Origin of the sequence: Flavobacterium sp. RHBU_24, from assembly GCF_046613695.1 — a bacterium.
Classification (GTDB): domain Bacteria; phylum Bacteroidota; class Bacteroidia; order Flavobacteriales; family Flavobacteriaceae; genus Flavobacterium.
Genome location: NZ_JBKJHD010000001.1, coordinates 26,285 through 39,958, shown reverse-complemented (window position 1 = coordinate 39,958; position 13,674 = coordinate 26,285). Strand labels below are relative to the sequence as shown.

At 43.9% G+C, this 13,674-nt stretch carries 12 protein-coding genes; 9 read left to right on the top strand and 3 right to left on the bottom strand.

Annotated features, from left to right (window positions below; genetic code table 11):
• Nucleotides 1-3 precede the first annotated feature (3 nt).
• From ACLI09_RS00155 to ACLI09_RS00120, 8 genes are all read left to right on the top strand, one after another.
• On the top strand, nucleotides 4-840 hold the full coding sequence (locus ACLI09_RS00155; protein WP_411417549.1) for a DUF4349 domain-containing protein: 837 nt from the start codon (nucleotides 4-6) through the stop codon (nucleotides 838-840).
• Nucleotides 833-2,476, top strand: a complete 1,644-nt coding sequence (locus ACLI09_RS00150) for a S41 family peptidase (RefSeq protein WP_411418001.1) — start codon at nucleotides 833-835, stop codon at nucleotides 2,474-2,476. The genes ACLI09_RS00155 and ACLI09_RS00150 overlap by 8 nt, the downstream gene beginning before the upstream one ends.
• 5 nt (nucleotides 2,477-2,481) lie before the next feature.
• A complete protein-coding gene (locus tag ACLI09_RS00145) occupies nucleotides 2,482-2,664 on the top strand; it encodes a hypothetical protein (RefSeq protein ID WP_411417548.1) in 183 nt (60 codons plus the stop codon).
• Nucleotides 2,643-3,464, top strand: a complete 822-nt coding sequence (locus tag ACLI09_RS00140) for a sulfurtransferase (protein WP_411417547.1) — start codon at nucleotides 2,643-2,645, stop codon at nucleotides 3,462-3,464. Before ACLI09_RS00145 ends, ACLI09_RS00140 begins: the two co-directional genes overlap by 22 nt.
• 261 nt (nucleotides 3,465-3,725) lie before the next feature.
• The gene (locus tag ACLI09_RS00135) at nucleotides 3,726-5,723 is read left to right on the top strand and encodes a KUP/HAK/KT family potassium transporter (RefSeq protein ID WP_411417546.1); all 1,998 of its coding nucleotides are present in this window, start codon (nucleotides 3,726-3,728) and stop codon (nucleotides 5,721-5,723) included.
• Nucleotides 5,724-5,732: 9 nt separating this feature from the next.
• A complete protein-coding gene (locus ACLI09_RS00130) occupies nucleotides 5,733-6,557 on the top strand; it encodes an OmpA family protein (protein WP_411417545.1) in 825 nt (274 codons plus the stop codon).
• A gap of 273 nt (nucleotides 6,558-6,830) precedes the next feature.
• The gene (locus tag ACLI09_RS00125) at nucleotides 6,831-7,694 is read left to right on the top strand and encodes an MBL fold metallo-hydrolase (RefSeq protein WP_411417544.1); all 864 of its coding nucleotides are present in this window, start codon (nucleotides 6,831-6,833) and stop codon (nucleotides 7,692-7,694) included.
• Between the two features lie 241 nt (nucleotides 7,695-7,935).
• Nucleotides 7,936-9,549, top strand: a complete 1,614-nt coding sequence (locus tag ACLI09_RS00120) for a S8 family peptidase (RefSeq protein ID WP_411417543.1) — start codon at nucleotides 7,936-7,938, stop codon at nucleotides 9,547-9,549.
• Nucleotides 9,550-9,638: 89 nt separating this feature from the next.
• Here the strand turns inward: ACLI09_RS00120 and ACLI09_RS00115 are convergent, their stop codons facing one another.
• On the bottom strand, nucleotides 9,639-10,193 hold the full coding sequence (locus tag ACLI09_RS00115; RefSeq protein WP_411417542.1) for a helix-turn-helix domain-containing protein: 555 nt from the start codon (nucleotides 10,191-10,193) through the stop codon (nucleotides 9,639-9,641).
• A gap of 5 nt (nucleotides 10,194-10,198) precedes the next feature.
• Nucleotides 10,199-10,543, bottom strand: a complete 345-nt coding sequence (locus ACLI09_RS00110; protein ID WP_411417541.1) for a type II toxin-antitoxin system HigB family toxin — start codon at nucleotides 10,541-10,543, stop codon at nucleotides 10,199-10,201.
• Nucleotides 10,544-10,666: 123 nt separating this feature from the next.
• Between ACLI09_RS00110 and ACLI09_RS00105 the strand changes: the two genes are divergently transcribed.
• Nucleotides 10,667-12,568 (top strand): M1 family metallopeptidase, encoded by a 1,902-nt coding sequence (locus ACLI09_RS00105; protein WP_411417540.1) that lies wholly within the window; start codon nucleotides 10,667-10,669, stop codon nucleotides 12,566-12,568.
• A 188-nt stretch (nucleotides 12,569-12,756) separates the two neighbouring features.
• Here the strand turns inward: ACLI09_RS00105 and ACLI09_RS00100 are convergent, their stop codons facing one another.
• Nucleotides 12,757-13,662, bottom strand: a complete 906-nt coding sequence (locus ACLI09_RS00100) for a hypothetical protein (protein WP_411417539.1) — start codon at nucleotides 13,660-13,662, stop codon at nucleotides 12,757-12,759.
• Nucleotides 13,663-13,674 lie beyond the last annotated feature (12 nt).

Below are 13,674 nucleotides of genomic sequence, written 5' to 3'. Positions count from 1 at the left end.
AACATGAAAAGAACAGTATGCGCATTGCTTATTGCCCTGGCGGTAATGGGCTGCAAAAAAGGGGAGGAAGCAAATGCTGCTGCCGACGTAACCTATGAGGCCAAAGCGGAAACCGTACAGAATGCACCGGTAGCTAAAGATGAATCGGCAGATGCCACAACCGTTGAGAAGCCCGCTCAGGCGCAGCAGATCATTAAAAATGCCGACCTGCGCTTTGAAACCAAAAGCCTCGACACCACAGCGGCTACCATTACCGCGGCCCTGAAAAAATATAATGGCCTGCTGCAAAACGATTCGCAGTCAAAAGAATATAACGAGTTGAGCCGTACAATGACCCTGCGCCTGCCGTCCGGTAATTTTGAGGGCTTTGTAGCTGCGATAAGCAAAGGGGTAAGCTATTTTGAGAAAAGGGACATAACAGCCGAAGATGTTACCGAGGAGTACATTGATGTAGAGGCACGCATGAAAGCCAAGAAAGTACTGGAAGAGCGGTACTATGATATGCTACGCAAAGCCACCAAGGTAGACGACATGCTGAAAATAGAGCAGGAAATATCGGCCATTCGCCAGGAGATTGACGCGGCAGAAGGCAGGCTCCGGTACATCCGCAGCAGGGTTTCTATGAGTACCGTTACCATTCAATTTTATAAAATTACCGAAACCGGTGAAGCGGTTACCGAATCGTATTTCGGCAAGGCCTGGGCCGCTATCAAGTCCGGCTTTAACGGTTTATCAGGTTTTTTACTGGTACTGCTTAATATATGGCCGATAATCGTTATTTTCGTAGGAGCCTATTTCATTTACAAAAGAAGAACCAGAAAAAGAAAAAATGATGTTTAAAAGACTAAAGAAAAAATACGTACTCCCGGCGGTGGCAACCGTAGTGTTGTTTACCACCGTGGGTTTTACCTATAAAGACGATTTCTTTGAAATTGCCAAGCAGATAGAAATTTTCACCACGCTGTATAAAACGGTTAATACCAATTATGTAGACGAGACCAATCCCGGTGAGCTGATGGATAAGGCCATCAAAAGCATGCTGGCAGACCTTGACCCCTACACAAACTATTTTAACGAGGCCGATGTCGCACGCTTTAAAATAAACAACACGGGTGAGTATACCGGTATTGGCGCGCTCATAACCCGTAAAGAGGGTAAGCTAATCATCAAGGAGCCGTACAAAGATTATCCTGCCGATAAAGCCGGGCTTAAAGCCGGTGACGAAATCATACAGATAGGCGATGTAAAACTGGCCGACTTTAAAGAGGATGCCAGCGAACTTCTTAAAGGTTCTAAAAACACTAAGGTGACGCTGGTATACCTGCGCCAGGGCAAAACCATGACGACAGACCTTATACTGAGCGAGGTAGACCTGCACGCTGTGCCTTATTTTACCATGGTAGATAAAGAAACTGGTTATATAGTGTTATCACAGTTTAACGGCAAAACCACAACCGAAACTAAGGCAGCTTTGTTAGACCTTAAAAGCAAGGGAGCGAAGCGTATCATACTCGACCTGCGAGGTAACCCCGGCGGATTGCTTAACGAGGCTATCAACATTTGTGGCCTGTTTGTAAAAGAGGGCGAAACCATTGTTACGACCAAGAGTAAGAACGAAAAATACAACAATACCTACAAAACCCACACCCCCCCGGTAGATCTTGATATTCCGCTGGCAGTGCTTGTAGACGGGCACAGTGCCTCGGCATCTGAGATTGTATCGGGTGGGCTGCAGGATCTTGACCGTGCCGTTATCATTGGCAGCCGCAGTTTTGGCAAGGGCCTGGTACAGCGCCCTATCGACCTTACCTATGGCACCCAGGTAAAGGTTACTATTTCGCGCTATTATACGCCTTCGGGCCGGGGCATACAGGCGCTGGATTATACCCACAAAGATGCCGATGGTAAAGCCATTCGCATTGATGCTAAAAACTACAACGCCTTTAAAACCCGTAACGGACGCACGGTATATGACGGCGGCGGTATACTGCCCGATGTAGTGCTTGAAGAAAGCAAGCACAGCGCCATAGCCGACGCGCTGGACCGTAAGGATGGTATTTTTAACTTCGCTACGCAATACTACTACAAAAACCCTAACCTGGGTGATAAGATTCCGAACATTACCGATGCCGATTTTGATGCCTTTAAGGCCTACCTGAAAAAGGAGAAGTTTGAGTTTGACACCGAAACCGAAAAGGCGGTAAAAGACCTGCTGGTTATTGCCCAGAAGGAAAAGGTAGACGGCAGCATTAAAGCCGAGTACAACAGCCTTCTTACCGCGGTAAAAAACAGTGAAGACAAAGAGCTGGCGGCTAATAAACAGGAAATAAAACAACTGCTTACCGATGAACTTATAAAACGCTACCAGTATAAGGAAGGCCTGTATAAATATTACACCACCAGCAATGCCGAAATTAAAAAGGCCACCGAACTGCTGGCTAATACAGCCGAGTATAACAAGATATTGAAGAAATAAATTTTATGAAGACCCGGCAGTCGCTGGGGCTTTTTTATACAGGTGTAACGCAGGAAATAGCCTACTCAGTTTTCCATTTCGACTGGAGCGCAGCAGAATGGAGAAATCTCGATTTAAAACTTGAGATTTCTTCTATCGTCGAAATGGAAGAACGCAATACTTTAGTATGGAAAACAACTCACCATTAATCACGCTTTCAGAACTTCTTTCATCAAAAGAAAACCCCATCCTTATCGATGCCGGTTCAGGCCAACCAACTTTTACCCGCTACCAGCAAAAGCACATTAAAGGCGCACTATACGTCGACCTCAACAACGACCTTGCAGCCGTACCCGACGATGCCGCACATGGCGGTAGGCATCCGTTGCCATCAATTAATGACTTTGCAAAACTGTTGGGTAATTTGGGCATCACGCCCGAAAGCCATGTTATAGTGTACGACGACAAACAAGGCAGTAATGCCGCGGCACGCTTCTGGTGGATGCTGCGGGCAGTGGGGCATGCTAAAGTGCAGGTGCTGAATGGAGGATTGCAGGCAGCAGAGGCGGCGAGAATCGAACTGAGTCCAGGTATTGAAATTTCTAAACCAATAATCGCTTACCCTGTAACGAATTGGCAATTGCCCATGGCGGACATTAATGAAGTAAGAAACGCCACAAAAAATGGCACGAGTTGCATTATAGACGTGCGCGATACCGACCGTTACCTGGGCCTTACCGAACCGCTCGACCCTGTGGCCGGGCATATCCCGTCAGCAATTAACATCCCGTTTAAGGACAATATGGATGGGGACGGCTTGTTTCTTTCCCCAGAGAAACTCAGGGAAAAATATAAATCAGTTTTTGAAGATCATACCACAGAAAACAGTATCGTACACTGCGGCTCCGGTGTTACTGCCTGCCATACGCTATTGGCAATAGCTGCCGCCGGTTTGCCCCTGCCTAAACTTTATGTAGGCTCATGGAGCGAATGGTGCCGAAACCAATAATAGCGGCGTTGCGTCGGCGTTGCCTATCTATCCCACAACACCCTTACAAAAAATCTATATCCTGCATAAAATGCAGTACATTATTAAAAGGTAGTCAGCTTTTAATTAAATATGCTGTTGTTTGTAACTTTTTAATAAACAAATACGATACACTATTGCAGAGAATGCAATTAGCAATGCCGCTCTGTAAATAATGCCCCCGTGATATGCACTGTTTTTGCAAAATCACGTAACTTTGTAGCTTTAATTCAAACAATTATCGTGAGTAATCAACACCTTAACAAGGTAACCGTAGCCGGGCTTATTGTAACACTAGGAATAATTTACGGAGATATAGGTACTTCACCCCTGTATGTAATGAAAGCCATAGTGGGAGAGGCGCCCATAGATAAAGAAGTTGTATTAGGCGCCCTGTCGTGTATCTTCTGGACACTAACGCTTCAAACCACATTTAAGTATGTTATCCTGACGTTACAGGCTGATAACAAAGGCGAGGGCGGTATCTTTTCGCTTTATACCCTGGTAAAGCGCTTTAAGAAAAAAGGGCTTATTATACCGGCCATCATAGGCGGTAGCGCCCTCCTTGCAGACGGTATTATTACACCTCCCATTTCGGTATCTTCGGCTATTGAAGGCTTACGTATCTACAGGCCAGAACTTAATACCGTTCCTATAGTAATCGGCATACTTTTCGTACTTTTCATTATCCAGAAATTCGGCACAAGTTTTGTAGGTAAATTCTTTGGTCCTATGATGTTAATCTGGTTCGGCATGCTGGGTGTACTGGGCCTTTTACCCATGTTTGAAAATATCGAAGTACTTAAGGCGTTAAACCCGTACTATGCCATACACCTGCTTAGCATTCATCACGACGGTTTTTATGTGCTGGGCTTCGTGTTCCTTTGTACCACAGGTGCCGAGGCGCTGTACAGCGATATGGGGCACTGCGGGCGCAGCAACATCCGCATCAGCTGGATATTTGTAAAGGCCATGCTGGTGCTTAACTATTTTGGGCAGGGCGCATTTCTTATCGCCCACAGCGGTAAAACGCTTTCGGTACTAAGCGGCAGCCCCGAAGTTCCGGGTAACCCGTTCTTTTTGCTCATGCCGCAGTGGTTTTTGCCCTTTGGTATTGCCATAGCCACCATGGCTGCGGTTATTGCCTCACAGGCGTTGATAAGCGGTTCGTTTACGCTGATAAGTGAAGCCATGCGCCTTAACTTCTGGCCTAAGGTATCGGTTAAGTTCCCTACAGAGCTTAAGGGGCAAATTTATATACCCAGTATCAACTGGCTATTGTTTTGGGGATGTGTATTTATAGTGCTCCATTTTGAAGAATCAAGCAATATGGAGGCCGCTTATGGGCTTGCTATTGTGCTCTGCATGATAATGACCACCATACTGCTGGGCTACTATATGGTAATGAAGCGCTATAACCCGATATTTATATTGTTTACCGTAGCGGTTTATTTTACAATAGAGTTTTCGTTCCTGATAGCCAACATGAGCAAATTCCACCACGGGGGCTATGTATCGGTAGGTATTGCCGGGTTGCTGGCTTTTGTAATGTTCGTTTGGCATACGGCCAAAAGGATACGCAGCGAGTATACTGAGTTTACCAAGATTGACAACTATAAAAAGGTACTCGCTGAGTTGAGTAACGATAAGGGCATACCAAAATATGCCACACACCTGGTGTATATGACAAACGCTGCACTGGGCGACGAAATAGAGTCGAAGGTTATCTATTCAATATTGCAAAAAAGGCCGAAGCGTGCTGATATTTACTGGTTTGTACACGTAAATGTAGTAGATGAGCCGTACCGTATGGATTATAAGGTACGCGAAATAATGAAGGACGACGTTATACGGGTAGATTTTTACCTCGGTTTCCGCGTTCAGCCCCGCATCAACCTAATGTTTAAGCAGGTGGTTAAAGACCTGGTTAAAAAGGGCGAGGTAGACATTACCAGCCGTTATGAATCGCTTAACCGCAACAATGTGATAGGCGACTTTAAGTTTGTAATTATAGAAAAATTCCTGAGCTATGACAATGATTTGCCGTGGTTTGAAAGAATAATACTGGATATCTACTTTGTGCTGAAAAAAGTGTCGCTTTCAGAGGGCAGGGCCTTTGGGCTTGACAGCAGTTCGGTAAAAGTAGAAAAGTTTCCTATCGTAATACACCCGCCGGAAGATATAAGCCTGTGCAGGATAAGCGAAAAACAACATAAGGATAAAGAAAAAGAACACGCATAAAGCCATACCATGCTAAAACGCCTTACTTACTTACTGCTCCTCTTTGCCCCTTTGTTTGTAAAAGCACAGGAAGAAACTGTTTTCTCTGTTTACTTTGAGTTTGATAAATACAACCTGGATACTAAGCAGGGCGATAATGCAGTGGCGTTTATTAAGGCTATTGATACCACCCGAATAGAAACCATACAGATATTTGGCTATTGCGATGACCGCGGTAAAGACAGCTACAACCTTAAGCTGAGCAACAACAGGGCAAATACTATTAAGGAGGCCCTGATGGCGCACGGTGTTAAGAATAAAATTATCATTACGATAGAAGGCAAGGGGCGTATAATGCTTGAGGAAGATATAGATAACGTAAGCGAAGCCCGCAGCAAGAACAGGCGCGTAGACGTTGTGGTAAACTTCAGGCCCACACCCCCGCCCAAGCTGGAGCCGGGCATGTACCATATAGACGGCATTAAGGCCAATATGGTTGTGGGCGACCGCATTTACCTTGATAATATACTCTTCCCTAAAGGGAGCAGCCAGCTTACCCTGAGCAGTAAAAAAGAACTGGACAAGATAACTAAACTATTGCAAAAATATAAAAACCTGCAATTTGAAATACAGGGGCATATATGCTGCACACCCACCTTTCAGAAAGAGGCGATAGATATGAGCACACGTAAAAGGGAACTGAGTCAAAACCGGGCCAGGAGTGTGTATAAATACCTATTACTGAAAAAAGTTGCCGAGAAACGCATGACCTACAAGGGCTATGGCAACACTAAGCCCCTGGGCAAAGGCCCGGAGTATGACCGCCGGGTAGAGCTGGTTATTACGAAGTCTTAACAGGCCTCACCCCAGACCTATCCAAAGGAGACGGAGCAGCTTCACTCGAACCCAAGTTCAATGCTTGAATCAGGCAATCTCATAAGGTTAAGCGGTGAAAGCGTAAGATTGGCTTTGTGGCTCTTTGCGCCTTCTTTGCGTTTCTTTGTGAAACTTTTTATCTGTGAGCCTCTGTGCTTCCTCCGTGTAACTCTGTGTAATACTTCACAGCCCACATTGCCAATCGATAAATAACCCTTAATTTGGCTCTACATAAAACAACTCCAAATTAAAATGAAATTATATACCATAGAGAGCGGCAACTTTAAGCTCGACGGCGGCGCCATGTTTGGCGTAGTGCCAAAAAGCATCTGGAACCGCACCAACCCTGCCGACGAAAGTAACCTCATCGATATGGCGGCCCGCTGCCTGCTGGTAGAAGAAGGCAACCGCCTTACCCTTATAGACACGGGTATGGGCAACAAGCAGAACGAAAAGTTCTTTGGTTACTACTCCATGTGGGGCGACCATAGCCTCGACAAGTCATTAGCTGCGCATGGCTTTAGCCGCGATGATGTAACCGATGTATTCCTTACCCACCTGCATTTTGACCACGTAGGCGGCGCCATTCAGTGGAATAACAATAAAACCGGCTATGAACCGGCGTTTAAAAACGCGCACTTTTGGACGAACGACAACCATTGGGACTGGGCCACAAAACCCAATGCCCGCGAAAAGGCATCGTTTTTGCCCGAAAACATACTGCCCATGCAGGAAAGCGGCCAGTTAAAATTTATCACCCGCCCCGAGTCGGGCGACTTTATAGCACAGAGCGAACTGGGCTTTGGCATCCACTTTGCCGACGGCCATACCGAAAAGCAGATGCTGCCCCACATAACCCACAACGGTAAAACGTTTGTTTTTGTGGCCGACCTGCTGCCTACCGCCGGGCACATCCCGCTGCCGTATGTTATGGGCTACGATACCCGCCCACTGTTAACAATGGATGAAAAGTCAAAGTTCCTTTCCGAAGCCGCCGATAACGGCTGGTACCTGGTACTGGAGCACGATGCGCATAACGAGGTAATTACCGTGCAGCATACTGATAAAGGCGTGCGCCTTAAAGAGGTTTTTAAAGCCGCCGATATATTAATCTAGAACTCGTTCAAACTTTTTTGATTGAAGCGAAAAATAGGAATTTTTGCTTCAGATTGCAGCTTTTTTGCACTGCATAGCAGCGCTACGGAGTAAAAAAAGAGGTGTAATATGAGGTGAAAAGGCCATTTTGCAGCCAATTGAAAAAAGTTTAAATGAGTTCATAAAGTTAAAATGTTAACTTTGTGTAACAAACAGGCAATACATTAGACAAATTTTCTAAACGAAATTCAACAACAACGAAATGAAATTCAAATCGATTTACCTTTCTGCTGCCCTGGCGCTGTTTTTAGCGAGTTGTGGCGCAAAGAAAATTACGGCAGAACCCCTTGCCATAACTACCCCTCTTACTGAGAAAAAAGCAAAACTATCTGATGCGGACGAAAAACGCTGGAGCCACCTCGACCTTTTGAAAGATACGGTACCGGGCATGAGCGTAGACCGCGTATATGAACTGCTTAAAGACCGCAAAAGCACTAAAGTGGTTGTGGGCGTTATAGACAGCGGTGTAGATATAGACCACCCTGAGCTTAAGCCGGTTATCTGGACAAACAGCAAAGAAGTTGCCGGCAATAATATTGACGACGATAAGAACGGCTATATAGACGATGTGCACGGTTGGAACTTCCTTGGTAACATAGAGCACGAAAACCTTGAGTATGTACGCATTGTAAAAAAAGGTGATGACGGCAGCGAAACCTATAAAAGGGCAAAAGCTGAATATGACAAAGAAATACAGGAAGCTCAGGCCGGAAAGCAGCAGATGGATTTTATCCTGAAAGCGGATGCTTCTTTCCGTGAAAAAACCGGCAAAGAAAACTATACCGCCGAAGACCTTGAAAAGCTTACTACGGATGACCAGATGCTTACCGCTTTAAAAAGCCGCTTTATACAGATACTGAGCCGCACATCGCGTGCCGACCTTATGAAGCAGATAGCAGGTGGCGTAGAACACTACGACAACCAGCTGAAATACAACCTGAAACAGGACTACGACCCGCGTAAAGAACTGCTGGGCGATGACCCTGACGACTGGAACAGCCGAGGCTACGGTAACAATAACGTAACCGGCCCCGAAAAAGATGGCGCTAAGCACGGTACCCACGTAGCGGGCATCATTGCACAAGCCAGGAATAACAACATAGGCGGTGACGGTGTAGCAACTCCTGTAGTTGAAATCATGTCGGTTCGTGCCGTGCCGGATGGCGACGAGTATGATAAAGACGTGGCCCTTGCCATCCGCTACGCGGTAGATAACGGTGCTAAAGTAATTAACGGCAGCTTTGGTAAATACTACTCCCCGCACAGCCAGTGGGTATACGACGCGCTTAAATATGCAGGCCAGAAAGACGTACTTGTGGTATTTGCTGCCGGTAACGAAGGTATAAACCTTGATGCCGATAAAAGTGAGCGTTACCCTAACGACGACTCTAATACCCTTACAGAATATACAGACAACGTACTTACCATAGGCGCGTTAAACGAAATATACAGTACAGACGAAATGGTGGCACCGTTCTCTAACTTTGGTAAAACTAAAGTAGACGTGTTTTCACCGGGTATGAGGATTTATGCCACTACGCCTAACGATACCTATGAGTTCCTTCAGGGTACATCAATGGCGTCGCCTAACGCGGCGGGTGTAGCAGCACTGGTACGTGCGTATTACCCTAAGCTTACGGCCCAGCAGGTAAAGCAAATCATCATGAAATCAGGTATTGCCATCCCTATCGAAGTAATGGTAGGCGATGTAGAGCAGCCACAGCCGTTTAGCGAAATCAGCCGTTCTGGTAAAATCGTTAATGCGTATAACGCAATCATCCTTGCCGATAAAGTATCAAGGGGAGAGAAGCTGTAATTACGTTTTTCCATTCCGAACGTAGCTATGGCGAAGTTGAGGAATCTTTGAATAAGAAAGCCGCTAATGTATGTTAGCGGCTTTTGTTTTTAAATGAATTTTAAATCCTTATTAGTCAGTTTTAATGCAGGCTTATTGATTTTTTGGATTGATTTTCTAACTCTTATCCTGTCTTTTTGAGGAATTATTGTAGGGACAAGGTTTTCGATTCTAATTTTTAAAACCCGGTGAATTATTATAAGATCCTTTAATACAAAAGGAGAAATACCATTTATTAATTCTGAAATGTAACTCTTGCTATGCCCTAATATCAAACCGAGATCTTGTTGATTTAAATCAAACTTGTTCAGCTTATCAATAATAATTTCTTTTCTTTTTTGGATAAACAATCTTTCCTGTTCGGCTATAAATTCCGCATTGTCGCTCTCTTTTATTTTTTCATCACTGATAACAGCATCTGCCGACCAGTTTTTATCCTCATATTCTTTAATTATACGGCGCAGTATTTTTCTCGGCTCCTTAAGCTCAGGATTTTCGTCACTTAGCAACTTAAGTTTCCTGTCTAGAATTAAAGCCCTTTCCAGTTCAAGCTCGTCAGAAATAAACCCTTTCTGAATAATTTTTTTTACTGTTTCTGTTTCCATACTAATCAATTTATCCATTCACGGTCTCTCAACCACTTTCTTATTGTATCCTTGTTATTTTTAAATGTATTTTCATACTCTGCATGCGTTCCGCACCAAACAATTGTTATCTCTCCCTGTTCATCAAACTCGATTAAAACCAGTATACGGTGGATATTTATATTAAAAAAATAAAATCCGTCGCTATGCACACAATCTGCATCAGGCCTTAATCTGTTAAGTTCTTCCTGGTTTAGAAATGTGTTCGATTTAAAGTCAGATATTAATCTATCAATAGCTGTAATTAAAGAAGCATTTCCCTTGTTCTTTCGCTTTAGCTTCTCAACTAGCTTTATATTGATAACGTCCATAATAACCTAATGAAAAACAAAGATACAAAAAGTTCTAAAAATATTAGAACTTTTCCCTTTCCAAATCAACAAATCAACGCATCAATAAATACACCTTTTACAAACTTTCCTTATTTTTACGGCATGAGAACATTTATTACCATAGCCTTACTCTCGGCTACCAGCCTATTCGCACAGCAGCACAACCCTAACCCGGGCTACTGGCAGCAGCATGTTGATTATAAAATGGATGTAAATATGGACGTGAAAACGTTCAAATACACCGGTACGCAGCAGTTGGTGTATACCAATAACTCGGCCGATACGTTACGCCGTGTGTTTTACCACCTGTATAATAATGCGTTTCAGCCGGGCAGTGAGATGGACGCCCGCCTGCAGGCAATAGCCGACCCGGATAAGCGTATGGTAAAAAGCTTTAAAACCGGAGATAAAACCGTAAAAGAAAGCCGCATCGCCACGCTAAAGCCTAATGAAATGGGCTACCTCAACATTACCAACTTTAAGCAGGACGGCACACCCGCCGCCGCTAACGCAGAGGGCACGGTACTTACGGTAGACCTTGTTACTCCGCTATTACCGGGTAAAAGCACTACGCTTACGCTGAATTTTGAAGGGCAGGTTCCGTTACAGATACGCCGTAGTGGCCGCAACAGCGAAGAGGGCGTGGCGCTGAGCATGACCCAGTGGTACCCTAAAATAGCAGAATATGACTTTGAAGGCTGGCACGCCGACCCTTACATAGGCCGCGAGTTCCATGGGGTGTGGGGCGATTTTGACGTGAACATCACGATAGATAAAAACTACACCATAGGCGGTAGCGGCTACCTGCAAAACAAAAACGAGATAGGGAAGGGGTATGAAGATGCGGGTATTACCGTAAAGTACCCTAAGAAAACAAAAACGCTAACCTGGCATTTTGTGGCGCCTAACGTACATGACTTTGCATGGGGAGCGGACCCTGCTTATATCCACGATAAGATAATGGGGCCAAACGGGGTAGAACTTCACTTCTTCTACAAAAACAACCCTGAGTATACAGAAAGCTGGAAAAAGATGCAGCCTAAAGTTGCCGAGCTTTTAGAATTTTACAATACCCATGTAGGCCCGTACCCTTATAAGCAATATAGCGTGGTTCAGGGCGGCGATGGTGGTATGGAATATGCCATGTGTACCCTTATTACCGGAAACCGCAGCTACGGCAGCCTTGTGGGCGTTACAGCCCATGAGTTTGCGCACTCGTGGTTTCAGCATGTACTCGCTACAAACGAGAGCAAGCACGAGTGGATGGATGAGGGTTTCACAAGTTACATAAGCGACCTGGCTATGGAAACCGTGCTGCCGCCAACAGTAAAGGAGGGCGAGGAGCCGGAAAGCCCGTTTAAAGGCGCTTACGATAACTATTTTTATCTGGTTAAATCAGGGAAGGAGCAGCCGCTTACCACCCATGCCGACCGTTATGATACCGGGATGGCCTATAGTATTGCTGCCTACAGCAAGGGCGAAATATTCCTGGCGCAGCTGGGCTATGTTATAGGGCAGGATAAGCTTGCCGAAACCCTTAAACGCTACTACTACGATTATAAACTGAGCCACCCTACGCCGAATGATATTAAACGCAGCGCAGAACGCGTTACAGGCGCTGTGCTGGACTGGTACCTTACAGACTGGTGCCAGACTACAAACACTATAGATTACGCTATTAAAGGCCTTGCAGAGGCCGGAAGCACTACTAAGGTTACATTGGAGCGAAAAGGCCGTATGCCTATGCCTATAGACCTTATTGTGGTATATGACGACGGCACGCAGGAAAGCTACTACGTACCGCTTGCCGAAATGCATTACCAGAAAGACAACCCGTACCCTAACCTGAAGCGCACTGTGCTGCCGGACTGGGACTGGGCGCACCCTACCTATGAGTTTACCCTGCCAAAGGCAAAAGCGGCCATAAAAGTGATTGCGATAGACCCGGCTGAGTTTATGTCCGATATAAATAAGGCAGATAATGCATACATAAAACAGCAGTAAGTTTCTACGATATTGAATTTAAGCAGCACCTTAAAAGTGCTGCTTTTTTTGTTTTGGCCATGATGCGGTTATTTCAGATATCTGCGAACACTTTTGAGGAAAAGGATTTATAGTTTTATGGAATTTGATGAGGGAGGAGTAAACGAAAAGAGTATAGTTTTTAACGAATTGCTGAAGTGATTTATTCTCTATTTTTTATATAAAGCTCCATTATCAGTAATATACTTTACACCATCAATAGTATAATCAATAACCAATAATATTTGAATTTTTGAAGCCTTTATTGCTCCTTTATCATCAATCTTTCTTTTCTGGTTCATCACTGTAGATATGGAAACATTGCTATTGAACTTTATCTTTCCATGCTGTACCATTGATTGAAATGTATCATCAAGCATTTCAAATGAAATAATCTGATTACTGTAAAAGCCTTTCCATAAAAATTTTCCGGGCTTTAAAACAGGAGAAATTAGGTCAATTTGAGCTTCCTCAATTTCAATATCAGGTAACTCATCAGAATGTAAAATATAATTAGAAAATCTATCTTGTCTAACTTGTTTCTCATTTCCGATAGGTATGTCATCTAAAAATCGCTGGGTAGAGATTTTCGTTATCTTGGGATATATATTTGCCTTCTTATAAAAATTACTTCTTCTCCAAATAATTTTATAGTTCAACATTAATAAATCCAATAATTTAGTAATCAAATCATTAGTAATGTCATTTTCCGTTAAAGTTTTTAGGTTTAATTTTTCGAGCTCCTTTCTTTTCAATTCGTTATCAAGTTCTAGATTTTCAATCTGTAGTTGAGTTAATTTTTTATTCTCAACAGGTTTTCTTGAGACTATTAAAGTTGCCAGGGTTATTAACAGCGTTATTTGAATGTTATTGTCACTCAAGAATTTCCAAAACTCAGCAAAACCACCTTCTTTGGGAGGCTCGCTTTCGATATAAAGTTTTAAATCTAACGAGTTTGATATTTCAGTAAAAATATGTAGCAACTCATTTTCACATTGATTTCTGAATAAGGCATCAATATTGTGAGAATCATCATTAAAGTAATAGTGTAATTTTAATTTATTGCATTCTACCATTTAAATGTATGT